The organism is Myroides indicus, from assembly GCF_004364575.1.
Lineage (GTDB): Bacteria > Bacteroidota > Bacteroidia > Flavobacteriales > Flavobacteriaceae > Flavobacterium > Flavobacterium indicum_A.
In genome coordinates this window covers 48,110-72,070 of the sequence record NZ_SOAG01000020.1, presented here as the reverse complement: position 1 = coordinate 72,070, position 23,961 = coordinate 48,110, and the positions used below count along the sequence as shown (strand labels likewise).

23 protein-coding genes and 3 tRNA genes are annotated in these 23,961 nt (G+C 34.6%); 19 read left to right on the top strand and 7 right to left on the bottom strand.

Annotated features, from left to right (window positions below; translation table 11 throughout):
- The first annotated feature begins 237 nt into the window (after positions 1 to 237).
- The 7 genes from purH to C8P70_RS09350 all read left to right on the top strand — a co-directional run bounded on the left by purH (position 238) and on the right by C8P70_RS09350 (position 8,104).
- Entirely contained in the window at positions 238 to 1,764 is a 1,527-nt protein-coding gene (purH, locus tag C8P70_RS09380) for a bifunctional phosphoribosylaminoimidazolecarboxamide formyltransferase/IMP cyclohydrolase (RefSeq protein WP_133713074.1), read from the top strand.
- 52 nt (positions 1,765 to 1,816) lie between these two features.
- Positions 1,817 to 2,845: a rod shape-determining protein gene (locus C8P70_RS09375; RefSeq protein ID WP_133713073.1), complete on the top strand. Its 1,029-nt coding sequence runs from the start codon at positions 1,817 to 1,819 to the stop codon at positions 2,843 to 2,845.
- 11 nt (positions 2,846 to 2,856) lie between these two features.
- A complete protein-coding gene (mreC, locus tag C8P70_RS09370; protein WP_133713072.1) occupies positions 2,857 to 3,690 on the top strand; it encodes a rod shape-determining protein MreC in 834 nt (277 codons plus the stop codon).
- Positions 3,683 to 4,207: a rod shape-determining protein MreD gene (locus C8P70_RS09365; RefSeq protein ID WP_133713071.1), complete on the top strand. Its 525-nt coding sequence runs from the start codon at positions 3,683 to 3,685 to the stop codon at positions 4,205 to 4,207. The genes mreC and C8P70_RS09365 overlap by 8 nt, the downstream gene beginning before the upstream one ends.
- Entirely contained in the window at positions 4,204 to 6,066 is a 1,863-nt protein-coding gene (gene mrdA / locus C8P70_RS09360; RefSeq protein ID WP_133713070.1) for a penicillin-binding protein 2, read from the top strand. The genes C8P70_RS09365 and mrdA overlap by 4 nt, the downstream gene beginning before the upstream one ends.
- Positions 6,066 to 7,319 carry a rod shape-determining protein RodA gene (gene rodA / locus C8P70_RS09355; protein ID WP_133713069.1) on the top strand — a complete coding sequence of 418 codons (1,254 nt, stop codon included), beginning with the start codon at positions 6,066 to 6,068 and terminating at the stop codon, positions 7,317 to 7,319. Before mrdA ends, rodA begins: the two co-directional genes overlap by 1 nt.
- Before the next feature lie 407 nt (positions 7,320 to 7,726).
- Positions 7,727 to 8,104 carry a helix-turn-helix domain-containing protein gene (locus C8P70_RS09350; protein ID WP_133713068.1) on the top strand — a complete coding sequence of 126 codons (378 nt, stop codon included), beginning with the start codon at positions 7,727 to 7,729 and terminating at the stop codon, positions 8,102 to 8,104.
- 32 nt (positions 8,105 to 8,136) lie between these two features.
- Here C8P70_RS09350 and C8P70_RS09345 read toward each other — a convergent pair whose 3' ends face one another.
- The 4 genes from C8P70_RS09345 to C8P70_RS09330 all read right to left on the bottom strand — a co-directional run bounded on the left by C8P70_RS09345 (position 8,137) and on the right by C8P70_RS09330 (position 9,368).
- A complete protein-coding gene (locus tag C8P70_RS09345; RefSeq protein ID WP_133713067.1) occupies positions 8,137 to 8,976 on the bottom strand; it encodes a hypothetical protein in 840 nt (279 codons plus the stop codon).
- A 114-nt stretch (positions 8,977 to 9,090) separates the two neighbouring features.
- Positions 9,091 to 9,163, bottom strand: a tRNA-Phe gene (locus C8P70_RS09340).
- Positions 9,164 to 9,188: 25 nt separating this feature from the next.
- Positions 9,189 to 9,261 (bottom strand) — tRNA-Phe (locus C8P70_RS09335).
- A gap of 34 nt (positions 9,262 to 9,295) precedes the next feature.
- Positions 9,296 to 9,368 (bottom strand) — tRNA-Phe (locus C8P70_RS09330).
- A 117-nt stretch (positions 9,369 to 9,485) separates the two neighbouring features.
- Here C8P70_RS09330 and C8P70_RS09325 point away from each other — a divergent pair.
- The 7 genes from C8P70_RS09325 (at position 9,486) to C8P70_RS09295 (ending at position 16,820) form a co-directional block, all read left to right on the top strand.
- A complete protein-coding gene (locus tag C8P70_RS09325; protein ID WP_133713066.1) occupies positions 9,486 to 10,223 on the top strand; it encodes a type III pantothenate kinase in 738 nt (245 codons plus the stop codon).
- Positions 10,213 to 11,478, top strand: a complete 1,266-nt coding sequence (locus tag C8P70_RS09320) for a hypothetical protein (protein ID WP_133713065.1) — start codon at positions 10,213 to 10,215, stop codon at positions 11,476 to 11,478. The genes C8P70_RS09325 and C8P70_RS09320 overlap by 11 nt, the downstream gene beginning before the upstream one ends.
- 12 nt (positions 11,479 to 11,490) lie before the next feature.
- Positions 11,491 to 12,054, top strand: coding sequence for an LPS export ABC transporter periplasmic protein LptC (gene lptC / locus C8P70_RS09315; RefSeq protein WP_133713064.1), 564 nt, complete (start codon positions 11,491 to 11,493; stop codon positions 12,052 to 12,054).
- Positions 12,055 to 12,057: 3 nt separating this feature from the next.
- Complete coding sequence (locus tag C8P70_RS09310) at positions 12,058 to 12,240, top strand: hypothetical protein (protein WP_133713063.1); 183 nt, start codon at positions 12,058 to 12,060, stop codon at positions 12,238 to 12,240.
- Positions 12,241 to 12,468: 228 nt separating this feature from the next.
- Positions 12,469 to 14,568, top strand: coding sequence for a peptidylprolyl isomerase (locus C8P70_RS09305; RefSeq protein WP_133713062.1), 2,100 nt, complete (start codon positions 12,469 to 12,471; stop codon positions 14,566 to 14,568).
- Positions 14,569 to 14,691: 123 nt separating this feature from the next.
- Positions 14,692 to 15,564, top strand: a complete 873-nt coding sequence (gene fabD / locus C8P70_RS09300) for an ACP S-malonyltransferase (RefSeq protein ID WP_133713061.1) — start codon at positions 14,692 to 14,694, stop codon at positions 15,562 to 15,564.
- Positions 15,565 to 15,635: 71 nt separating this feature from the next.
- On the top strand, positions 15,636 to 16,820 hold the full coding sequence (locus C8P70_RS09295) for a multidrug effflux MFS transporter (RefSeq protein ID WP_133713060.1): 1,185 nt from the start codon (positions 15,636 to 15,638) through the stop codon (positions 16,818 to 16,820).
- A 39-nt stretch (positions 16,821 to 16,859) separates the two neighbouring features.
- Here the strand turns inward: C8P70_RS09295 and C8P70_RS09290 are convergent, their stop codons facing one another.
- Positions 16,860 to 17,990, bottom strand: a complete 1,131-nt coding sequence (locus C8P70_RS09290) for a DegT/DnrJ/EryC1/StrS family aminotransferase (RefSeq protein WP_133713059.1) — start codon at positions 17,988 to 17,990, stop codon at positions 16,860 to 16,862.
- A gap of 170 nt (positions 17,991 to 18,160) precedes the next feature.
- Here C8P70_RS09290 and C8P70_RS09285 point away from each other — a divergent pair, with 170 nt between their 5' ends.
- On the top strand, positions 18,161 to 19,405 hold the full coding sequence (locus C8P70_RS09285; protein WP_133713058.1) for a 3-deoxy-D-manno-octulosonic acid transferase: 1,245 nt from the start codon (positions 18,161 to 18,163) through the stop codon (positions 19,403 to 19,405).
- A gap of 77 nt (positions 19,406 to 19,482) precedes the next feature.
- Here the strand turns inward: C8P70_RS09285 and C8P70_RS09280 are convergent, their stop codons facing one another.
- Positions 19,483 to 20,322 carry an aldo/keto reductase gene (locus tag C8P70_RS09280; protein WP_133713057.1) on the bottom strand — a complete coding sequence of 280 codons (840 nt, stop codon included), beginning with the start codon at positions 20,320 to 20,322 and terminating at the stop codon, positions 19,483 to 19,485.
- 166 nt (positions 20,323 to 20,488) lie between these two features.
- Here C8P70_RS09280 and C8P70_RS09275 point away from each other — a divergent pair, with 166 nt between their 5' ends.
- From C8P70_RS09275 to C8P70_RS09260, 4 genes are read left to right on the top strand one after another with little or no spacing between them, the layout of a single operon-like run.
- The gene (locus tag C8P70_RS09275) at positions 20,489 to 20,962 is read left to right on the top strand and encodes a DUF4252 domain-containing protein (RefSeq protein WP_133713056.1); all 474 of its coding nucleotides are present in this window, start codon (positions 20,489 to 20,491) and stop codon (positions 20,960 to 20,962) included.
- A gap of 6 nt (positions 20,963 to 20,968) precedes the next feature.
- The gene (locus tag C8P70_RS09270; protein ID WP_133713055.1) at positions 20,969 to 21,457 is read left to right on the top strand and encodes an RNA polymerase sigma factor; all 489 of its coding nucleotides are present in this window, start codon (positions 20,969 to 20,971) and stop codon (positions 21,455 to 21,457) included.
- Positions 21,454 to 21,972 carry a hypothetical protein gene (locus C8P70_RS09265; RefSeq protein ID WP_133713054.1) on the top strand — a complete coding sequence of 173 codons (519 nt, stop codon included), beginning with the start codon at positions 21,454 to 21,456 and terminating at the stop codon, positions 21,970 to 21,972. Before C8P70_RS09270 ends, C8P70_RS09265 begins: the two co-directional genes overlap by 4 nt.
- A 1-nt stretch (position 21,973) precedes the next feature.
- Complete coding sequence (locus C8P70_RS09260; protein ID WP_133713053.1) at positions 21,974 to 22,456, top strand: DUF4252 domain-containing protein; 483 nt, start codon at positions 21,974 to 21,976, stop codon at positions 22,454 to 22,456.
- 80 nt (positions 22,457 to 22,536) lie between these two features.
- Here C8P70_RS09260 and C8P70_RS09255 read toward each other — a convergent pair whose 3' ends face one another.
- A complete protein-coding gene (locus C8P70_RS09255; RefSeq protein ID WP_133713052.1) occupies positions 22,537 to 23,835 on the bottom strand; it encodes a dihydrolipoamide acetyltransferase family protein in 1,299 nt (432 codons plus the stop codon).
- Between the last annotated feature and the right edge of the window lie 126 nt (positions 23,836 to 23,961).

Genomic DNA, 23,961 nt, shown 5'->3' with positions numbered 1-23,961 from the left:
AATAGTAACTCTTACTATTATTCAAACAATAAACGGAAGTGCTAATAGAAATATAAACAACTTAAAAATTAATATTACCTAAATGCACCACGGGTATTTATAGTAAAATTGTTATTTACTTTTTTATTCGTGTTTATGCGCCTTATTGAGAGCTTCACAAATAAAAACAAAATCTTGTGCTTTATACTTTATAAATAACTATACAATAACTATTTTTGTTCCTTAATAAAAAATACAATGAGCACAACTAAAAAAATTCAATCGGCGTTAATTTCTGTCTTTGACAAAAACGGATTAGAACCTATTGTACGTGAGTTACATAAAAACAATGTTACCATCTACTCTACGGGAGGAACTGAAACTTTTATTAAAGATTTAGATATTCCTGTAGTTGCAGTAGAAGACATTACATCTTATCCATCTATTTTAGGGGGACGTGTAAAAACACTGCATCCAAAAATTTTTGGAGGAATATTGAACAGGCAAGATCACGAAGGAGACGTTTCGCAAATGAGTGAATACAATATTCCGCAGATTGATTTGGTTATTGTTGACTTGTATCCATTTGAAAAAACAGTTGCTTCCGGTGCAAATGAAGCAGATATTATAGAAAAAATAGATATTGGCGGGATTTCATTAATCCGTGCAGCTGCCAAAAACTTTAAAGATACCGTAATTGTTCCGTCTGTAAATGAATATAGCTTGTTTTTACAGTTTATCCAAAATAACCAGGGAGCTACTACTTTAGAGGAAAGACGTTTACTTGCCACCAAAGCTTTTCACGTTTCTTCTCATTATGACAGCGCTATTTTCAATTACTTTAATACAGAAGAAACTACATTAAAAGTAAGCTACGAACAAGGGACAGAATTAAGATACGGAGAAAATCCTCATCAAAAGGGACATTTTTTTGGCAATTTTGACGATTTATTTGAAAAACTAAACGGAAAAGAACTTTCATACAATAACCTTTTAGACGTAGATGCAGCAGTAAACTTAATGAACGAGTTTAAAAATCAAGCACCTACTTTTGCTATCTTAAAACACAATAACGCTTGTGGAGTAGCACAAAGACCGACGATAAAACAAGCTTATTTAGATGCTCTTGCCGGTGATCCTACGTCTGCTTTTGGCGGTGTTTTAATTGCAAATGGAAAGATTGATGCTGAAACAGCAACAGAGATCAACAGTTTATTTTGCGAAGTGGTTATTGCCCCTGCATATGATGAAAGTGCTATTGCAATTTTAAAAGAAAAGAAAAACAAAATTATTTTAGTTTTAAAAGACATTGAACTCCCTGTAAAACAAATACGTACTTGTTTAAACGGAGTATTGGTACAAGATAAAGATTTTGTAACGGATAATAAAGAGCAGCTAAAAACCGTTACTACTCTGTCTCCGTCCGAACAAGAAGTTGAAGATTTGCTTTTTGCATCCAAAATATGCAAGCACACCAAATCCAACACCATCGTTTTGGTAAAAGACGGACAGCTTTGTGCTTCAGGTACAGGTCAGACCTCAAGAGTTGATGCTCTTCGTCAAGCCATTGAAAAAGCAAATTCATTTGACTTTGATTTAAAAGGCGCGGTTATGGCAAGCGATGCTTTTTTTCCGTTTCCAGATTGTGTTGAGATCGCAGGAAAAGCAGGAATCAAAGCTGTTATTCAGCCGGGCGGATCTATAAAAGATGAGTTGAGTATTGACTATTGCAATCAAAACAATATAGCAATGGTATTTACCGGAACGCGTCATTTTAAACATTAATTTATTACTTTTGTAAACGCAAAAACTTTAACTCTAAAAGCCTTTTAATTGTATGGGATTTTTTGATTTTATGACCGAGGATATTGCAATCGACCTTGGAACCGCAAATACCCTGATTATTCACGATGGAAAAGTCGTTGTGGACAATCCTTCTATTGTTGCTCGCGACAGATCAACCGGGAAAATTATTGCCGTAGGAAAAGAAGCGAGCTTAATGCAAGGGAAAACGCACGGAAATATCAAAACCATCCGTCCTTTAAAAGATGGGGTTATAGCAGATTTTGACGCATCAGAAAAAATGATAAGCCTCTTTATCAAGAGCATTCCCGCGCTGAGAAAAAAAATGTTTACCCCGGCATTGCGTATGGTTGTCTGTATTCCTTCAGGAATTACAGAAGTAGAAATGCGCGCCGTAAAAGAATCTTGTGAGCGAGTGAATGGTAAAGAGGTTTATCTAATACACGAGCCCATGTCGGCAGCCATCGGTATCGGAGTTGATATTATGCAGCCTAAGGGAAATATGATTGTAGACATAGGCGGAGGTACTACTGAAATTGCTGTAATTGCGTTGGGAGGTATTGTTTGTGACAAATCGGTAAAAATTGCCGGAGATGTATTTACAAACGATATTATCTACTACATGCGCACACAACACAACTTGTTTGTGGGAGAAAGCACAGCCGAAAAAATAAAAATCCAAATCGGAGCTGCGACCGAAGATTTAGAAACCGCCCCGGACGACATGCTCGTACAGGGTAGAGATTTACTAACCGGAAAACCTAAACAGGTTACGGTTTCATATCGCGAAATAGCCAAAGCCTTAGACAAATCTATTCAGCGCATTGAAGATGCGGTTATGGAAACGCTTTCACAAACACCTCCTGAATTAGCAGCAGATATTTACAATACGGGAATTTATCTTGCCGGAGGAGGATCAATGCTGAGAGGTTTAGACAGAAGAATTTCACAAAAAACAGACCTTCCCGTTTATATTGCCGAAGATCCGCTAAGAGCAGTAGTACGCGGTACCGGTCTTGCCATTAAAAATATTGATAAATACAAAAGCGTATTGATTAAATAGAAAAATAACATATGCAGCAAATATTTAATTTTTTTATAAAAAACAGTACAAAGCTACTGTTTTTGCTGCTTTTAATCATATCGTTTGCCTTAATACTCAGAACGCATACTTTTCATCAAAGTTCTTTTATCAGTTCGGCAAATGGTGTGACAGGCTATGTATATGAAAATGTAAACTCCATAAAGGAGTATATACACCTCAAACCAGAGAACGATGCCTTGGCTCTTGAAAATGCGGAGTTAAAAGAAGTTGTTTTCAATCAGCTAACTGCGCAGGATTCACTTGAAATGAATCGCTTCAAACCGACAGTTGACGAAGAGGTATTTTCAGTAATCGTAGCCAAAATTATTCGAAATACATTTAAAACCAAAGAAAACTACCTGACGATTAAAGGAGGAGAAAAACAGGGAATAGAAAGCGATATGGGGGTTATCAACAGTAAGGGTATCATTGGAATTATCGAAAAGACCTCTAAAAATTATGCTACTGTACAAAGCATTTTAAACGTAGAATCGAGAATTAATGCAAAAATTAAAGGCTCCAACCATTTTGGCACCCTGCAATGGAACGGAGAAAACACAGGATATGTACAGCTTACGGATGTACCCCGACTGGCGGATCTTCATAAAGGAGATACTATAGTAACGGGAGGAATTTCTAAAATATTTCCCGAAGATATTCCCATCGGCATAATAGAAAAAGCATTTACAACCGAAAGCTCTAACTATTTTACGATTGAAGTGCGTTTATTTAACGATATGACTAATCTGGGCTATGTGTACGTACTCAAAAACAACTACATTGAAGAAATCCTTGATTTAGAAGAGAAAACTCATAATGAATAGTACTGCTTTTTCAAATATCGCTCGCTTTATCGCCCTATGGGCTGCACAGGTTTTGATATTTAACAATATTGACTTATTCTCTTTTATCAATCCTTTTCCGTATATCTTATTTATTATCCTTTATCCTACCAACGGAAACAGAGCTTTGCTTTTAGTTGCCGGTTTTTTATTAGGATTATCTGTAGATATGTTTGAAAATTCAGGAGGAATACATGCGGCAGCTTCACTTTCACTGGCTTTTGTGCGTCCTTCTATTTTAAAATTTTCATTTGGAATCAGTTATCAGTATCACAATTTAAATATTCTCAGAAAAGTTACCAGTGATGTTTTTAAATCTATGGAAGTATTTACCTATCTTGCTTTATCGGTTATTATACATCACGTGGTTCTCTTTATCTTAGAATTTTTCAGATTTAATTTTATTTGGGAGATACTTTTGCGAACTTTGCTGACAACAATTGCTACCCTCTTAACCTGCATACTAATTATTTATCTGATTAAACCAGCTAAAAAATGAAAAAGATTCTATTACCAGCCGTAATTATCGGAGTTACCATAATTATCTTGGTTAGACTTTTTTATCTTCAGATTATAGATGACACCTATATTAAAAAATCAGAAAATAATGCTCTTAAAATAGTTTATGAATATCCCGAAAGAGGTTATGTTTTTGATCGAAATGGCAAATTATTAATTGCCAACCAGCCTTCTTACGATATTATGGTTATTCCAAGAGAAGTAAAAGATATAGATACCCTTGCGCTGTGCAATATGCTGGATGTTTCGTTGGAAGATTTTAATACAAAGTTGGAAAAAGCAAAAAAATACAGTCCGCGACTTCCCTCTATATTTTTACCTCAGCTAAATAAAGCCGAATACGCTGCTTTTCAGGAAAAAATCCGCCATTTTAATGGCTTCTATATTCAAAAGCGTTCTCTGAGAGATTATCAGGTTACCGCAGGAGCTAATCTTTTTGGCTATATCCGTCAGGTTAACGAGCAAAATATAAAAAACAATCCGTATTATCGCTCCGGTGATTTAATCGGCGTACAAGGGATTGAACAGCAATATGAAGATGTTTTAAGAGGATCCAAAGGCGTAAAATATATTCAAAGAGACCGATTCAATCGCGAAATCGGTTCTTTTAAAGATGGGATTTATGACACCTTAGCTGTTAAAGGAAGTGATATTACCTTAACTATTGACAGTGAGCTACAGGCATATGGAGAGCTCCTCATGCAAAATAAAAGAGGTGGAATTGTTGCTATTGAACCTAAAACCGGCGAAATTCTAGCGCTGATTAATGCCCCATCTTATGATCCGGGGCTGTTAGTTGGCAGAGAGCGATCAAAAAATTACACAAAACTATACAACGACTCACTTGCCAAGCCTCTATACAATCGTGTGTTATCAGGCGAATATTCACCAGGATCTCCTTTTAAAATTCTGACAGCACTCATCGGATTACAAGAAGGCGTTATAAACGAACATACAACCTTTTCGTGTAACAGGGGCTTCTTTTATGGACAAGGAGCATGGATGGGATGTCATGACAGTGGCACTTTCAAATTAAAACATGCGTTAGCTATTTCTTGCAACACCTATCCCTCGCAAACCTATCGGCGAATAATAGAAAAATACAAAACACCTTCAGAAGGAATCGATAAATGGCACGACCATTTAGCTAGTTTCGGACTAGGGCAGTTTTTAGGATATGATTTGCCTGAAGGCAGAAAAGGACATATTCCCGATTCTGAATACTATAACCGCTGGTATCCCAATAAGAGATGGAAAAGCACCACAACTATATCCAATGCTATTGGACAAGGTGAAGTTATAGTGACCCCTATGCAACTGGCCAACATAATGGCAGCGGTTGCTAACCGAGGCTATTACTATACACCTCATATTATTAAGAACATAGAAAATCACGATATAGACAAAAAGTTTGTCACCAAACAGACGACGACAATTGAACCAAAATATTTTGAACCTATTATACAGGGAATGAACGATGTTTTTAAATTTGGTACTGGTAGATCTGTACAGGTTGAGGAATTGGAAATGTGTGGAAAAACCGGAACAGTTGAAAACTTTACTCGTATTAATGGAAAAAGATATCAATTAGCTGATCACTCTGTCTTTGTTGCTTTTGCTCCAAAAGAGGATCCGCAGATTGCCATTGCTGTTTTTATTGAAAATGGTTCATGGGGATCACGATGGGCAGCACCTATTACTAGCTTGATGATTCAAAAATATCTTCTGCCTGAAATCGTAAGACCTGATTTAGAAAAGAGAATGCTGGAAGGAAGTCTTCAAAACGAATACGACAAAGTAGTTCAGCTACAGCAAATCTATGAAAAACCCGTAGAATAATGAAAAATGCAAGCGTACAAAGAAATGTTGACTGGATCAGCATATTGTTATATGTTTTACTCGTTTTTGCGGGATGGCTAAATATTTATTCAGCTTCTCTTCCGGCAGAAACTACCTCAATATTTGACTTGAATCAGATTTACGGTCGACAGCTTGTTTTTATTATTATATGTATTCCTGTTATTATACTTATTTTAGCCATAGATACAAAGTTTTACGAAAAATATGCTTCTATTTTTTATGTTATTGGTTTACTTTCTATCTTAGGCTTATTCATTTTTGGAAAATCCGTTAAAGGACAGACCAATTGGTATCAGATAGGCGGTTTTGGAATACAGCCTTCAGAGTTTGTAAAAACAACAACTGCTTTGCTCTTAGCAAAATATATATCCGATACACAAGGGCAGTTATCAACATTAAAAGAACAAATTACAGCCTTTATTATTATTGGCATCCCTACTCTCTTTATTTTAAAACACGATACCGGAAGTGCCATGCTTTTTGTGTCTCTTATTTTCGTTTTGTATCGGGAAGGATTGCCTGCATGGTATTTATGGGTAGGTTTAATCACTATTATTTTGTTTATTTCTGCCTTAATAGTCAAGCCCATAGTCATTATTGCATCTATAATTCTTATCAGCGGACTGCATTTTTATTTCAACAAAAAATTAAATCGCAATCCGTTTATCTATCTTATTTTGACTGTTTTAATGAGTAGTTTTGCATTATCTGTTGATTACGTGTATGACAACCTTTTAGAATCGCACCAAAAAGACCGTATCAATGTTCTATTGGGAGAGGATATCAACTTACAGGCAGAAGGATACAATTTGAATCAGTCTAAGATTGCAATTGGTTCTGGCAACTGGACTGGCACCGGCTTTCTTAAAGGCACGCAAACCAAAGGAGGTTTTGTACCCGAACAGCACACTGATTATATATTTACTACGGTAGGTGAAGAATGGGGCTTTGTCGGAGCTTCCGTTGTTATTATTCTATTTGTCTGTCTTTTTTTTAGACTGATTTACCTTGCCGAACATCAGAAAAAAAGATTTAACAGAGTATACGGATATTGTGTAGTTTGCTTTTTATTTATCCATTTTGCCTTTAACATTACTATGCTTATTGGTCTTTTTCCGACCATTGGCGTTCCTCTTCCCTTTTTTTCTTACGGAGGATCCAGCTTAATAGCATTTACAGTATTGTTATTTATCTTTTTAAAACTCGATGCCAATAAAATCAATGAATGGTAAACTCATTCAGATTCTCATCTTATTTTTTTCATAATTCACCTGACAAAATAAACGAAATCAAATCAGCACCTATCGGGTGTATTTTAATTTCATACAAGCATTTCACCTATAAAAACAGCTTAACTACTAAGTAAAGAAAAAGGTACCTGTGGGAGGTACCTTTGCTGTGTACTGTTAGTTTTACATCTTACAGTAAAAGATTGGGTCGATCTTTATATTTTTTCAGTATTTATCTTGAAATAAACAAAATAACTTTTGAGTTATTAACAAAAGTCTTACTTACCTAAGTTTATCTTCCTATTTTAATATTTTTTGACTATTTTCGCTTTTGTTATCTATTAGCAAAATTAAAAACATTTTAAAGAATTAGTTATTTATATTTTAATAACTTTATCAACAAATTCATAATGATGATAGCTTCAAAAATTAGAAAATTGAGAAACAAAAGAGGATTTTCTCAAGAATATTTAGCAGATTGCTTAAATATATCGCAAGCCACCTTATCTAATCTTGAATCCGGAAAAACAACACCGGATTTTAATATACTGCAAAAGCTTTGTGAAATTTTTGAAATAGAAGTTTCAGAACTATTTGATAATAAAAATAACGTTGTTGTCTATAACGAAGAATTTGATAATAAATCTATAGGATATGTAAAAGGAGACATTATTTTTCAGCTACCAGACAAATTGATACAACAATACGAAGAAAGAATTAAAGAATTAAAAGAAACTATCGAACAGTTAAAAGAAATAGTTCAATTTTATAAAAACAAAAATATTTAAAGAAATCTGAGGTGTAAAACATCTCGGATTTTTTATTCTTTAATAGGGTTAATCTTGTAATGCAATTGTAAAAATTTCATACCCCAATACCAAAAAATATGATCTGTCCGCAATACCTTTTCACTATCGCTATAAACATGAATCACTTCTTTTAAAGGTATAAATTTATAGCGAATAACCTGCTCATTAATAACTTTTACTCTATAATATCCTGCTCCGCCTGGTTTTTTACCATCAGAAATTAACTTAACCGAGCCATCACTCTGTACAGATACTCTTAATAAAACCGTAGCACTTCCTTTCGGCAATGGAAAAACTACCCGGATAAAAGGCTTTTCATTAATCTTAATTATAGAATAAAAACCTGCATAAGTTACTTTATTGGTTAAAATAGCTCTTCTCAGCCAACAAGCAAATATTTGTTTTTGTTTTGCGTCTTTCAAAACAATAACTTCGTTACTAATCCCTCTACTAGTTTCTAAAGGTTTAAGCGGAATATTTAACTGATCTATTCCTGAACTTACTGTTTTGATTAGTATATGAGCAAAGTATTTTACAGGATGATACCATTCTGACCATACATCTAGCTTATACTCTGCTGTATGTTCATAAAAATGTTTAATTGCCGCATCCAGTTTACCCCTATTGATATCATTACACTCTAATGCTTCAAAAAAATCAGACACCAAACCTCCTCCGTAATCATCGTTTACTTCCAACCCTGCTTCCTCTGCAAATTCTTTATAAAAGCCACCGCCTATATATTCTTTTTTGCCGTAAGGTCCAACCAGCCAAGGTACATCCTTGAGATTTTGCTTAGTACCTGTCCAATCTACCCAGCAATTAATACATACAGATAAAATTTTATTCATTAAGGTTTTGATTTTAATCAAAAATACTAATTTGACATCAATAATAATATTTTAGAGCTTTGTATTATAGCTATTACAAACAAAACCCCTCCAAAATTTTTGGAAGGGTTTTAGTGGTGCCTCCAGGAATCGAACCAGGGACACAAGGATTTTCAGTCCTTTGCTCTACCAACTGAGCTAAGGCACCAGTTATACGCTTAATTTGAAAAAAGTGGTGCCTCCAGGAATCGAACCAGGGACACAAGGATTTTCAGTCCTTTGCTCTACCAACTGAGCTAAGGCACCTTTTGCCTTAAGCATGTTTGCTAAAAGTAATTTGTGGTGCCTCCAGGAATCGAACCAGGGACACAAGGATTTTCAGTCCTTTGCTCTACCAACTGAGCTAAGGCACCAATAGCCTTTTAGCATCTTAAGAATGTTATTCTCTTAAGCGGTTGCAAATATAAAATACATTTTCATTCTTGCAAAACTTTTTCTTTCTAAATTTGCATAACCAATAAAACACAATTATGATTTTAGCCATTGATATAGGTAACACCCGAACTAAAATAGCTTGGTTTGAAAACAATAGCCTCAAAGACTTATCTGTAATTGAAAATGGCGATTTATTACAAAAAATTCAAAAATTCTCAAAAAAAGCTATTTCCAAAATAACTGTTATCCTTTCTTCAGTTGGAAAATTAGATCAAGAAACCCTTTTCTGGTTAAGTGAAAACACGTTTCTATATATCGTTTCTCACCAGTCTGCCCTCCCTTTTAAGAATTTATACGCAACTCCGACTACCTTAGGCATTGACCGGATTGTTTTGGCTGCAGGAGCAGTTTTATCCTATCCGAGCAGTAATCGGTTAGTTATAGATGCCGGAACGTGCATTACTTATGATTTTATTAATGACAAAAATGAATACTTAGGAGGAAGCATATCGCCCGGGATACAGCTTCGGTATAAATCGCTCAATGATTATACGGTGAATTTACCTCTTCTTTCTCCCGAGCCTATTAACTTCTTAACAGGAAACAGCACCTCTGCTTCTATCCATTCGGGAGTTATCAATGGAGTTACAGCCGAAATAGATAATATAATTCACCAATACAAAGGTATACATTCCAATTTAACAGTTATTTTAACAGGTGGTGATACAGTTTTTTTGGCAAAGCGATTAAAAAATATAATCTTTGCTAATTCAAACTTTCTTATAGAAAGTCTGAATGCTTTATATCAATATACAATTGAAAATGATAAATAAAATCTTCCTTAGCATAAGTTTGCTATTCGGAGTAAGTGCTTTTGCTCAGCAGGGTACAGCCTCCCCTTATTCTTTTTATGGAATTGGCGATATCAATAATAATGGTACCAACGAGTACAGAGCAATGGCAGGAACAAGTGTTTATACAGACAGTATCCACATCAATCTACAAAACCCCGCTTCTTTTGGAAAACTAAAATTGACAACCTTTGCCTTAGGAGCAACGGCTAAATATTATGATTTTACATCAGGTGGAGAATCTGATAAATCTCAAAGACAATCCCTGGACTACTTAACTTTAGGTTTTCCAATTGCTGATAAGGTAGGAGTAGTTTTCGGACTTCAGCCTTATTCTAATATCGGCTATAAAACAAATACCACGACTTCCAACGAATCAAATCAATTATTTGCAAATACATTTAACGGTAGCGGCGGCATCAACAAAACCTTTTTAGGTATCGGGTATGAAATAAACTCTCGATTACAAATTGGTATAGACGCCTCTTATTACTTTGGGCATACCGATAATACGACAGCTGTTCAGATGATTGATAACGGAAGCGGTGTCAGTTTGTTAACTTCTACCAACGAAATCCGCCGTATCGATTATAAAGGTTTTGGTTTAAGAATGGCTGTTCAGTATGCAGGACAAATAAAAGGCTTGGATTATCAAACCAACTTGACTTACAGTCCTGAAACTAAATTTACTGCTGATAATCTAACAAGACTTGATGTTGTAAATCTCACTAACGGCTATATTATTGACAGAAAAGAAACCGTTAATGCAAGCGAGAAAATCACTAATCCTCAGGTCTATTCGTTAGGTGCGGGGTTAGGTAAAAACTTAAAATGGTTTGTTTCTGCCCAGTTTACCTATACTGAAAACAGTAAATTGAAAAACTCCTGGAATAGCAGTCAATATTCTTCTTTTGAAGACTCTAAACGCTTTTCTGTAGGGGGATTTTACATTCCAAAATACAATTCTTTTACCAGCTACTTTGACCGTATTGTTTACAGAGCTGGTTTGAGATATGAAAATACCGGTTTAGTTTTAAACAATCAATCAATTAACGATTTTGGCGTTACAGCAGGTTTTGGCTTTCCGGTAGGGAGAAATTTCACCAACTTAAATTTGGGGGTAGAATACGGACAAAGAGGTACTACCAGTAAAAACCTGGTTAGAGAAAACTATTTTAATATCACAATCGGACTTTCATTTAACGATTTTTGGTTTAAGAAAAGAAGATTTGAGTAGCATTAATTTTAAATGATTCAAAACAATATATTTAAATATCTGTTTGTCTCTTTGGCACTTTTAGCGTTAAGCAGCTTTATATCTTCTTGTGAAAGCAAATTCAAAGAAATACAACGGTTTCATACCGTATCGTTTTTTCCGGCAAGCGAAGCCGAAGAAATCCGTATGCAATACATAGATTCGGGAAGAGTCAAGGCCATTCTAACCGGGAAAAAGATGCTTGACTATTCTAATGTTGCCTATCCATTTACAGAATTTCCGGAAGGAGCACATTTGACATTTTTTGACAATAACCGCAATAAAAATACAGTTGTTGCTGATTACGCCATCAGTTATACCAAAACAGAACTCATAGACTTAAAAGGCAATGTAGTGATTACCATGCATGACGGCAAAAAATTAGAATCTGATCAGCTGTATTACGATCAAAAAAACGAATGGCTTTATACGGAAGGAAAGTATAAAGCATCCACAGACAAAGACAATTTTACACAGGGTATACGCATAGATTTTGACAGTAAATTGAGTACTATTAAAGCAAAAAACAGTTATGCGGAAAGCCTCCAAAACGAATAAAACATGAAAGCACTAAAAATTTTCCCTTATTTTTACTTATTTATTGGTCTGTTATTTATCTATGATGGAGTTAATAAAATTATTCAAAACCAAGAAGGTTATGATTTTTTGTGGAGTTTTGTGATCGCAGCCGTTGCAATTTTTATGTTTTTCTTTAGAAAAAGATCTTTAAAAAAGTTTAATTAATACCACTTGTAAAAATAGTTCATCTTTAGGCTTTCTATCTAAATTTAATACATAATCAACCAATTAGATTTTCATTTGATTTATATTTTATATAAAAAATACAATGACATTCTATTAGAAAAAGCAAAAAAGTCATCAATCCACTCAAAATAATACCACTACCCCTTTTATTATTAAATAGATAATTGTATTTTCGCTCACTGAAAAAAATTACACATAATAAGAAACATGGCAGTTTTATCAAAAATTAGACAAAAATCCGCACTGTTAATTGCAGTGATTGGTATCGCTTTATTGGCATTTGTGATTGGAGATGTAGTAAGAAGCGGAGGTGCTGGTTCTTCCAGAAATATCGGAAGCATTAATGGCGAAGATATCAATACACAAGAATTTTTACACAAAGTAGCTCAAGCTGAAAAATCGAATGGATTAAGCAATACACAAGCCAGTAAAATGGTTTGGGACAATGAAGTAAACAGTATTCTATTAGCTGCTGAATTTGAAAAATCGGGATTAAGAATAGGAAAAGATCAATTGGTAAACGTGGTTAAATCTAACCCTATGTTTGCTAATAACCCTCAATTCTTAAACCAATTAGGTCAGTTTGATGTAAATAAGTTCAACGAGTTTGTTTTATCAATGAAAAGCGCAGGACAAGAACAATGGAATGCTTGGTTGAATTATGAAAAAGAACTGGAAAAATTCGGTTTACAACAAATGTATTTTTCCCTAATTCAAGGTGGAATATATACTACTCAAGCGGACGCCAAAGCCTCTTATTTAAATGAGAACAGCAAAGTTTCTTTCGACTACGTAACGGTTCCTTACTCTACGATTAATGACGCAGAAGCTGCTGTTGAAGATTCTGCCATCATCAATTATATGAAGCAACACGAAAACAAGTTCAAATCTGAACCTACTCGTGAATTGCAATTTGCTTTTGTTGAAAGCACTCCTTCTGAAAAAGACAAAGAAGACGTAAAAGAAACAGTTGCATTGTTTTTACAACCTTCTGTTCAGTACAATACAGAAACCAATAAAAATGATACTATTCCTGGATTTAAAACAATTAAAGATGTACAAACCTTTGTAAATTCAAATTCAGATATTAAGTTCGACAGCTTATACTATGCAAAAAGCGATCTTCCTTTGGAGTATCAGGAGGAATTATTTAACCTACAGCCGGGAGAAGTTTTTGGACCTTACCTTTTTAACGATTACTACTGTATTTCAAGAATGCTGGACAAAAAACCGGGACAAAGAGTTGACGCTGCACACATTTTAATTCCATTCGAGGGAGCTCAAAACACAACCGTTACCCGCACAAAAGACGAGGCAAAAGCAAAAGCAGATGATATCTTAAAACAAGTACAAGCCGATGCATCTAAATTTGAAACATTAGCTGCTCAGGAATCTGAAGATCCGGGTTCTAAAAACAACGGCGGTAAATATGAAGATATCCCTAAAGGACAAATGGTTCAGCCTTTCGAAGATTTTATCTTTGATAACCCCGTAGGTAAAACAGGAATCGTAGAAACAATTTTTGGATATCACGTAATCAAAGTTTTAGATAAAAGAGAAGGAGCTCAAATTGCTACAATTGCCAGAAAAATAGAAGTCTCAGACAGTACAGCTGATGAGATATTTACAACAGCTACTTCTTTAGAACTAAAAGCTGCCGAAGGAAATCTAATTGCCGAAGCGGAAAGAATAAACGCTGTGGTACAAGACAAAGTTACCGTTCGTCCTTTTGACGAAAATCTTCCGGTTATCGGAAACCAAAGACAAGTAATCAGCTGGGCATTCAACAAAGAAACAAAAGACAGCGAAGTGAAGCGTTTTGACGTTACAAACGGACATATCATTGTTAAATTGACATCTAAAAACGATACTGGTTTATTACCTTTAGAAGAAGCTAAACCTATTGTTGAACCGATTTTGATGAACGAGAAAAAAGCTAAAATTATCAGAGAAAAAATGGCAGGTAATACAATTGAAGAAGTTTCTTCAAAATCTAATGCCTCTATCGCTTCTGCAAATGATGTAACACGACAAAGTCCTTTAATTACCAATATAGGCAATGAGCCGTTGGTAGTAGGAACTGCATTTGCCACTAATGCAAATGAAAATTCTAAATTAATTGACGGGCAAAAAGGAGTTTATATGGTTAAAACTAAAAACATCAGCCAAGCACCGGATTTAGGAAATTACAATACGTACAAAACAAAAGCACAAAGCACAGCACGTAATTCTGCCCAGTCTAAAGTTTTGGATATGCTAAAAGAAAATGCTAAAATTAAAGATAACCGTTTAGGTATTATCCAGTAATTTTAAGTTTTATAAATTAGTAAAGCCGCTTAATCTTAAAGACTCAAGCGGCTTTTTTAATTGTCTTGACATTAAGTAATAAAAATACCTTATTTTTGCCTATATTAAATTAAAATCAATTTTATGAAAGCATACGTTTTTCCGGGACAGGGAGCACAATTTACTGGGATGGGAAAAGACTTATACGAAAGTTCTGAATTAGCCAAAGAAATGTTTGAAAAAGCAAACGAAATATTAGGTTTCAGAATTACAGATATTATGTTTGAAGGGACGGCAGAACAACTGAAAGAAACAAAAGTAACACAACCAGCTGTTTTTCTACACTCTGTCATACTTGCAAAAACACTTCCCGATTTTAATCCACAAATGGTTGCCGGACATTCTTTAGGCGAATTTTCTGCCTTAGTAGCTAACCAAACATTGGCTTTTGAAGATGCATTAAAACTGGTATCTCAAAGAGCTACAGCAATGCAGAAAGCGTGTGAAATAACTCCTTCTACAATGGCTGCTGTTTTAGGCATGGAAGATGATGCTGTAGAAAAAATATGCTCAGAAATAGATGGAATCGTTGTTGCAGCAAATTATAACTGTCCGGGACAACTAGTAATATCAGGAGAAACAGAAGCAGTAGAAAAAGCCTGTGAAGCTTTAAAAGAAGCAGGTGCAAAACGAGCACTTATTTTACCTGTAGGCGGTGCTTTTCACTCTCCGATGATGGAGCCCGCACGCGAAGAATTGGCTGCCGCTATTGAAGCAACTGTTTTTAATACGCCGATTTGCCCGGTTTATCAAAACGTTAATGCCCAAGCAGTCAGCAATCCGGAAGAAATTAAAAAGAATTTAATTTTACAATTGACAGCTCCTGTCAGATGGACACAATCCGTTCAGCAAATGATTGCAGACGGTGCAACTTCTTTCACAGAAGTAGGTCCCGGAAAAGTTTTGGTTGGATTAATTAAAAAAATAAATAAGGAAGCTGAAACGATTTCAGCCTGATTATTAAAATAAATTGTAAAATCTGAAATCCCTGCTATTTATAATCAGGGATTTTTCTATTTGTCTTTAATTTGAGTAAACTTACTTTACAAGATTGGATTCTAATCCTGACTTTAGTTAGCTTAACTGCTTTAGGCCCTTTATCTATTGACATGTATCTGCCTGCCTTTCCTAAGATTGCAGGTGATTTGCAAACTCCTATCAATAAGGTACAAATATCGCTCTCTACCTTTTTAGGCGGACTTGCGATAGGTCAGCTTTTTTGGGGACCAATTTCAGATAAATACGGAAGCAGAATTCCTATTCTTCTATCTTTATTTATTTTTATTGTTACCTCTCTTGCCTGCGTATACGTACAAGATATCAAATGGATGTGGATTTATCGCTTTTTACAAGCTTTTGGAAGTAGCGGCGGAATCGTTATTGCCCGGGCTATTGTGAACAAACGGTACGACAAAGACCAAACCTTAAAAATTTTCAGCATCTTAGCACTTGTTGGTGGAATTGCTCCTATTGTTGCACCATTGTTCGGTAATGTAATTCTAAAATACTTTGACTGGCAGCACGTCTTTACAGCAATGGCTTGTTTTGCAGGAATAAGTATCCTTATGACTTTTTTCTTTTTAAAAGATACCTACAAGAACAAATCGCAAAACTTGAAAGTTAATATTATTCTGAAAAATTATTTTCGCCTTTTTGAAAATAAAACGTTTATAACTTATACTTTAATAGGAAGTGTTGCTTACAGCTGTCTCATGCTTTACATATCCAATGTACCTGTATTAGTAATGGAGGTTGGCGGTTTGTCCAGCACGCAGTTTAGCTTTGTTTTTATGGCTAATTCATGCGGTATAATGATTGGTGCTTTCCTTACCTCAACGATCTTGAGAAAGTTTTTATTACCTAAAAATATTATTCGGCTGGCTGCTTCAATTCAGGTAATCTCAGCTTGCACACTTTGGATTCTTATTGAAACAGAAGTATCCATTTACATTCAGCTGATTCCTCTGTTCTTTTTTGTACTACCCTTAGGAATGTTATTCCCAACAACAACCACACTTGCCTTAGAGCCCTTTAAAGCAGAATCTGGAACAGCATCAGCTCTTTTCGGTGCATCACAGCTTGCCTTTACATTTATAACTTCAATTACCTTAAACAGTCTGAACAACGGAGCTATGAATATTGTAGCGATAGTTTTGACAAGTTGCGCATTGTTTTCCTTTATCATTAATCAAGTAACTTATTCAAAATATTAAATAAAAACAGCTCACCAAAATGAGCCGTTTCTTTACTTCTTATCCTAAAAAACTCTTTATTTCGTCTGTAATAAATTTAATTTGGTCAGGTTCCAGTTCTGAGTGCATAGGCAATGACAAAACTTCTTGAACCAATTGATTGGTAACCGGAAAATCTGCTTCTTTATAACGAGAATCCAGATATGCCTTTTGTTTGTGCAACGGAATTGGATAATAAATAGCACAAGGTATTTCTTTTGACTGTAAATGAGCCATTAACCCATTTCGGTCTGCATTAACAATTCGCAAAGTATATTGGTGAAAAACGTGACTGTCATCATCTCCTTGAATTACAGGCGTAATAACATTCGGATGATTTTTTAAAGCTTCTGAATATTGATTTGCCGCGGATCTTCTTCTTGTGTTATAACTATCTAATTGGGGAAGTTTAACATTCAGCACAGCTGCCTGAATACTGTCTAATCTTGAATTTACCCCTATCACATCATGATGATAACGCTCGTACATTCCGTGATTTACAATACCTCTGATAATATGAGCCAGCTCATCGTCATTGGTAAAAATAGCTCCTCCATCTCCATAGCACCCCAAATTTTTAGAAGGGAAAAATGATGTAGCTGATACATGTCCCATGGCTCCGGTTTTCACTTTTTTCCCATCAGAAAAAGTATAGCTTCCTCCTATTCCCTGTGCATTATCTTCAATCACATATAAATTGTGTTCCTCGGCTATTTTTAAAATTTCTTCCATATCGGCAACCTGTCCAAACAGATGTACAGGAACGATAGCTTTGGTCTTTGGAGTGATTGCTTTTTTTATGGCTTCAACTGATATATTAAATGTCTTTGGATCTACATCAACTAAAACAGGCGTCAGCTGTAATAAGCCAATTACTTCAACCGTTGCTGCAAAAGTAAAATCAGCTGTAATTACCTCATCTCCGGGTTTTAAACCCAAGCCCATCATAGCTATCTGCAAAGCGTCTGTACCATTTGCGCATGGAATTACGTGTTTTACGCCTAAATATTTTTCAAGGTTTTTCTGGAAAGAATGAACCTGAGGACCATTAATAAAAGTAGAGTTTTCTAATATTTCCTGAATAGATTGATTTACCTCTTCTTTAATGTCTTTATATTGACTTTTTAAGTCAACCATTTGAATTTTTTTCATTTTACACTCTTTTATTTTTTTATTAAAAGTACCCACATAAAACCGCCGGTTCCTAAAGTAAATACTTATTTATTTTCATCTGATTTGATTAACAAAAGTAAGAATTAATTAGCTCTCTATACATTATCTTTGTCAAAAGAAGCGTATTTTCGTTTTATAAATTTTTAAATATGTTCTACCTTTACAATATACTTGTTTACATTTCTTTTTTCGTCTTAAAGGTTATCGCTTTATTCAACCCAAAAATCCGATTATTTGTTAAGGGCCGAAAAGAATCTTTTGCAATCGTAAAGCAACTCATCTTTTCTTCAGACAAAGTTTTTTGGATCCACGTAGCTTCCTTAGGAGAATATGAACAAGGGCTCCCTCTTATCGAAATATTGAAAAGCAAATTTCCGAACCATAAAATTGTTCTTACTTTTTTCTCTCCTTCAGGATATGAAGTAAAAAAAAACAATCCTATTGCAGATGCAACACTGTATTTGCCCATGGATACCATTCGCAATGCAAAACGCTTTATTAATCTTATTCATCCTGAAAAAGTGTTTTTTGTCAAATACGAATACTGGCCTAACTATCTTAATATATTACATAAAAAACGTATTCCTACCTATTTGATATCAGGAATATTTCGTCCTGATCAGGTGTTTTTTAAATGGTATGGTAGTTTCTACAGAAAAGCACTTCGGGCATTTACTTATTATTTTGTTCAGAATGACACTTCTGCAATGTTGCTTTCCAAGTTAGGGTTTTCTAATACAGAAATAGTTGGTGATACGCGATTTGATCGGGTTTCTCAAATTTTGGAAAACAACAACCAATTAGACTTTTTAGACGACTTTACAAATCACAAACAAAATCCTGTAATAGTGGTTGGTAGTTCATGGACAGAAGACGAAGTACTTTTAGCAGATTATATCAATAACTCTACCAAAAACACCAAATTTGTTATTGCTCCGCACAACATTAAAAAGGAACAAATTGACAATCTGAAAAAAATTCTGAAAAAGAAGACGCTTTTATACTCCGACCGAGAAAGCAAAAATTTAAATGAATATACGGTTTTAATCATAGATGCTTACAGCTTGTTAACTAAAGCATACAGTTATGCTGACATTGCTTATATTGGCGGGGGATTTGGCTCTGGCGTACACAATATTTTGGAAGCAGCCACCTATGGAGTTCCCGTGATAATTGGTCCTAATTATAAAAAGTTTCAGGAAGCCAAAGACTTAATTTCTCTCGGTGGATGCATTGTGGTTCACAATCAGCATGAATTAAATACGGTGTTGGATAATTTTTTAGAAGACAGCAATAAGCGAATTACAACCGGAAAAATTTGCAGCAATTTTATTCTTAAAAATAAAAACGCAACAGAAAAAATTTTCACTCGTATTTTTAATCAGCATAAATAAAAAAGGATAAACTCTATTAAAGAGATTACCCTTTTCTTATGTGAATTAATAATTACTCGATAAAATTTATTTGCTTTTTAAAAATCAATCTCATTAGGATGTAATCCCGAACCGCCAATATAAGGTAAATTATCTATAGTTTTAATATCTTTTTCCAATATTGTAAAATTAAATACTTCTAAATTTTGCTTTATACGTTCTGGCGTAACAGATTTAGGTAGGGGAAGATGACCTTTTTGCAGAATCCAACGAATGCACAATTGAGCAACAGATACTTTATAAGAACCTGCAATTTTTTTCAGTGTTTCGTTTTCAAGCATTTTTCCTGTTCCCAACGGACTCCAGGCTTCTACTAAAATATTGTTGTTTTTACAATATGCAACAGTTTCAGTTTGCATATAACCGGGATGAAATTCTATTTGATTCACCATGGGCAAAATCGTTGCTGTTTTTTCCAGTGCTTTTAAATGTTCTGTCAAAAAATTGCTTACGCCAATAGCTTTAACCAACCCTTCTGCATAAAGTTTTTCTAACGCTTTCCAAGAATTTGCATTTATTTTTTCCCAATCGTCAAATTGTTTCGCATTTGCCGGCCAATGAATAAGATACAAATCCAGATAATCCATTCCCAGATTTTTTAGCGAAATTTCAAATGCTTTAAGTGCAGTATCGTATCCCCTGGCTTTATTCCACAATTTACTGGTTACAAAAATGTCTTTTCTCGCTATCCCGGACTCTCTTATTGCTTTTCCAACACTTTGTTCATTCCTGTATATTAATGCTGTATCTATGTGTCTATAACCTGCTTGTAAAGCTGTTTTCACCGCTTCAATCGCTGTATCGCCATCAGGCGTTTGCCACGTGCCAAAGCCTATTTCGGGAATTAACACGCCGTTGTTTAGTATATAATTATTCATATTCTCAATTTATTTAAATAAATTCTTTTATGCTTCAAGGTACAAAAATCAAAATCCGAAAAAAAATATTTGTTTTTTTTGTAACACTTTTTGCTCTTTTGAAGTCTTATAGATAAACAAAAGACTGCGCACACCCTTTTGAACATAACTTTAAAAATAATGAATTATGAAAAAAATAGTAATTACCTTTATCTGTCTAGCTTTTTTTAGTCAATATAGTATGGCGCATGATTTAGATCGTCTTTTAAAAAAGGCAGCTCAAGCTGAAAACGTCGAAAGCGTAAAAATCGGCGGTTTACTACTATGGATGGGAAAAATGATAGAAACAACAAACGATATACCGGATAGTACAAAAAATATCAATAAAATCGAAGTTTATGATTTATCGGACTGTAAAGCTGATGTTAAACAAGAAATTTCAAGGGAAATAAACAATCTTAAATCTGACCGCAATTACGAAACGCTAATACAGGTTAGAGAGAAAGGCAAAAACGTAAAAATTTTAACGAAGAGAAAAAAGGATAGTATAAAAGAACTATTAATATTGGTATCTGATAATGATGAACCTGTTATCGTCAGACTGCAAGGAAATATCAAACAAAAAGACCTTACAGCGCTGGTAAATAAATACGGGAAATAAAAGAAAATGAATGCACAACGTTTTAAAGAAATTTTTATTCCCTATCACCAAAAACTCTATCGGATTGCGTATCGGATTATTGAAGACACTTATCTTGCGGAAGACTTGGTACAGGATACTTACGTCAAACTTTGGTCTCAAAGAGATAAGCTAAAAAGCATTCAAAATATGGAGGCATATGCTGTCATTGTTTTGCGAAACTCATGTATGGATTATATAAAACAAAACAAAAAAGAAGAGAAAATAAAACAAATGACAGAAAAACCAATTTTTGTAGAAAACGCAGATTGGACAGATGAAGCTGAGTTTATAAAAAAAATTATAGATGCCTTACCCCAGCAACAAAAGACAGCATTTTGGATGAAACATTGGGAGGAATATCCTAATGAAGTTATTGAAGAGACACTGGGAATAAGTGCCGTCAATTTGCGAGTTATTTTATCACGGGCAAGAAAGACAATCAAAGATCAATTTTTACAATGGAAAAGGATATGAAAACAGCAGAAGAAATTAAAAAGTTAATAGCTCTTTTTTATCAGGGAGAAACCTCTGCTGAACAAGAAAAAGAATTAATTGAGTACTTTAATCAGACAGATATTTCAGAAGATTTAAAAAATGAGCAAGTTATTTTAAACACCATATTTAAAAAAGATCTGATTAAAATCCCCGCAGAGCTAGAAAGTCGTTTGATTGCTAGAATAGATCATCTAGAAATCAGTTCAAAACCTCGTATTATTGCCTTTCAAAAAAGATGGATATGGACATCTCTTGCGGCTTCTTTTACTCTATTAATTGGAATATATTTTCTTTTTAACAAGAACTTTTCCGATCAGCCTTCTAAAAATCTGTCCCAGACAGATATTGAAAAAATACAAAAAGCACAAGAAGCTATTATTCTAATTTCCAAAAAATACAATAAAGGACTTGGTCAGTTATCCCATTCACAACAAACAATAGCATACTCTAATCAAATTTTAAAAAAATCAATAAACAATTTTAATCAACAGTAAAATGAAAACAAAAATCACATATATCATTGCTCTTTTTCTTGTTAACATAGGAATGCTGCATGCACAAGAAAAGCTTTTTAATAAATTAGCCGATAATGACAATGTATCCGTCGTTTACATTTCCAAAGCACTACTGAATATGATTCCTGAATTTGAAAGTGCAGGAGGTACCGATATTGGGCAACTTTCTGACAAACTGGAGCAAATAGAAATATATACTTGTGAAGGTGATACCAAAACAATAAATGTAATGCGTTCTGAAATGGAATCTTTAACTAAAAGCAAAACTTATGAATCTTTAATGACCATCAAAGAAAAAAAACAAAGTGTAAATTTTCTAGGCTATAAGCAAAACGACAAATTTAAGGATTTAATTATGTATGTAAACGAAGATCAATCCTGTACAATCATTCGCATAAAAGGCTCGTTCACTTCATCTGACATTAAAAAAGTAGTTAAGCCTTCTACAGACAAAACCAAATAATTATGTGTTTTTTTAAGAAAAAGAAGCTGTCTCTTTTGTTTTGAGACAGCTCCATTTTTTAATACAATAAAAAACTTATACTATATTTCTCTGTTAACGTCCCAAGCTTCTAAAATATCCGCTACGCGTTTTACAAATTGTCCCCCTAATGCTCCGTCAACCACGCGGTGATCATAGCTGTGCGACAAAAACATTTTTTGGCGGATTCCGATAAAATCTCCTTCCGGAGTTTCGATAACCGCAGGTACTTTTCGGATGGCTCCCAATGCTAAAATCCCAACTTGCGGCTGATTGATAATTGGCGTGCCAAATACACTGCCAAAAGTCCCCACATTGGTAACCGTATACGTTCCGCCTTGTGTATCATCCGGTTTTAGTTTACCGGCTTTAGCACGATTTCCTAAGTCGTTTACCGCTTTTGCCATACCCACCAAATTTAATTGATCGGCATTTTTAATTACAGGAACAATCAGATTTCCGTTCGGCAATGCAGCTGCCATCCCCAGATTAATATTCTTTTTCTTGATAATGTAATCGCCATCTACAGAAATATTCATACCCGGAAAGTCTTTCAAAGCTTTTGCAACGGCTTCCATAAAGATCGGGGTAAAAGTCAACTTTTCTCCTTCTCTTTTTTCGAATGTATTTTTTACTTTATTTCTCCATTTAACGATGTTAGTCACATCCACTTCAATGAACGACTGAACGTGAGCTGAAGTTTGAACAGACTGCACCATATATCCGGAGATAAGTTTTCGCATACGATCCATTTCTACAATCTCGTCTGCGCCGTTTACGGAAACAGGAGCAGCTTTACTTGCAGTCTGTACGGCAGGAGCAGTTTTTGGTGCCTCTGTTTTTACTATTGTCGGTTGTGGTGATTGGCTTCCTCTGTTTTTAACGTATTCTAAAATATCATTTTTAGTTACTCTTCCTTCTTTTCCAGTTCCGTTAATTGCTTCCAGTTCAGACAGAGAAATACCTTCTTCTTTTGCTATATTTTTAACCAAAGGCGAAAAGAACTTATCCGATTCTGAAAAGTCAACCGGCGCAACTGCTTTTTGAGCTGTTTCTATAACTTGCTCAACAGCTTTTGTAGCTTGTACAGCTGTTTCAGGAGCAGAAACTGCCTCTCCTCCTTCTGTTTCTATTATTGCTATCGTTTGTCCTACCTGAACAACATCGTCTACTTGAAATAATATTTCTACCAAAGTACCCTCTACTTCTGACGGAACTTCGCTATCCACTTTATCTGTTGCTATCTCTAATACTGTTTCATCAGCTTCAATATGATCCCCAACATTCTTCAACCAGTTTGTAATCGTTGCTTCAGCAACACTTTCACCCATTTTGGGTAATTTCAATTCGAACTTTGCCATATTTATAACCTAAGGTTGTGTTTTCTTATTCAGACTACAAATTTAGTAATATTTTGGATTTCTAATAATTAATCTGCAAAAAAGCACCCCAAAAAGACTTTTATCTTTTTGAGCATTCATACTTAT

Coding starts and splice junctions, on each gene's coding strand:
- C8P70_RS09310 (WP_133713063.1), top strand. CDS start 12,058: ATGAAAGCACTAAAAATTTTCCCTTATTTTTACTTATTTATTGGTCTG.
- mreC (WP_133713072.1), top strand. CDS start 2,857: ATGCAGCAAATATTTAATTTTTTTATAAAAAACAGTACAAAGCTACTG.
- C8P70_RS09365 (WP_133713071.1), top strand. CDS start 3,683: ATGAATAGTACTGCTTTTTCAAATATCGCTCGCTTTATCGCCCTATGG.
- C8P70_RS09325 (WP_133713066.1), top strand. CDS start 9,486: ATGATTTTAGCCATTGATATAGGTAACACCCGAACTAAAATAGCTTGG.
- C8P70_RS09270 (WP_133713055.1), top strand. CDS start 20,969: ATGAATGCACAACGTTTTAAAGAAATTTTTATTCCCTATCACCAAAAA.
- C8P70_RS09320 (WP_133713065.1), top strand. CDS start 10,213: ATGATAAATAAAATCTTCCTTAGCATAAGTTTGCTATTCGGAGTAAGT.
- C8P70_RS09375 (WP_133713073.1), top strand. CDS start 1,817: ATGGGATTTTTTGATTTTATGACCGAGGATATTGCAATCGACCTTGGA.
- purH (WP_133713074.1), top strand. CDS start 238: ATGAGCACAACTAAAAAAATTCAATCGGCGTTAATTTCTGTCTTTGAC.
- C8P70_RS09275 (WP_133713056.1), top strand. CDS start 20,489: ATGAAAAAAATAGTAATTACCTTTATCTGTCTAGCTTTTTTTAGTCAA.
- mrdA (WP_133713070.1), top strand. CDS start 4,204: ATGAAAAAGATTCTATTACCAGCCGTAATTATCGGAGTTACCATAATT.
- rodA (WP_133713069.1), top strand. CDS start 6,066: ATGAAAAATGCAAGCGTACAAAGAAATGTTGACTGGATCAGCATATTG.
- C8P70_RS09265 (WP_133713054.1), top strand. CDS start 21,454: ATGAAAACAGCAGAAGAAATTAAAAAGTTAATAGCTCTTTTTTATCAG.
- C8P70_RS09255 (WP_133713052.1), bottom strand. CDS start 23,835: ATGGCAAAGTTCGAATTGAAATTACCCAAAATGGGTGAAAGTGTTGCT.
- C8P70_RS09290 (WP_133713059.1), bottom strand. CDS start 17,990: ATGAAAAAAATTCAAATGGTTGACTTAAAAAGTCAATATAAAGACATT.
- lptC (WP_133713064.1), top strand. CDS start 11,491: ATGATTCAAAACAATATATTTAAATATCTGTTTGTCTCTTTGGCACTT.
- C8P70_RS09305 (WP_133713062.1), top strand. CDS start 12,469: ATGGCAGTTTTATCAAAAATTAGACAAAAATCCGCACTGTTAATTGCA.
- C8P70_RS09280 (WP_133713057.1), bottom strand. CDS start 20,322: ATGAATAATTATATACTAAACAACGGCGTGTTAATTCCCGAAATAGGC.
- C8P70_RS09260 (WP_133713053.1), top strand. CDS start 21,974: ATGAAAACAAAAATCACATATATCATTGCTCTTTTTCTTGTTAACATA.
- C8P70_RS09345 (WP_133713067.1), bottom strand. CDS start 8,976: ATGAATAAAATTTTATCTGTATGTATTAATTGCTGGGTAGATTGGACA.
- C8P70_RS09350 (WP_133713068.1), top strand. CDS start 7,727: ATGATGATAGCTTCAAAAATTAGAAAATTGAGAAACAAAAGAGGATTT.
- C8P70_RS09285 (WP_133713058.1), top strand. CDS start 18,161: ATGTTCTACCTTTACAATATACTTGTTTACATTTCTTTTTTCGTCTTA.
- fabD (WP_133713061.1), top strand. CDS start 14,692: ATGAAAGCATACGTTTTTCCGGGACAGGGAGCACAATTTACTGGGATG.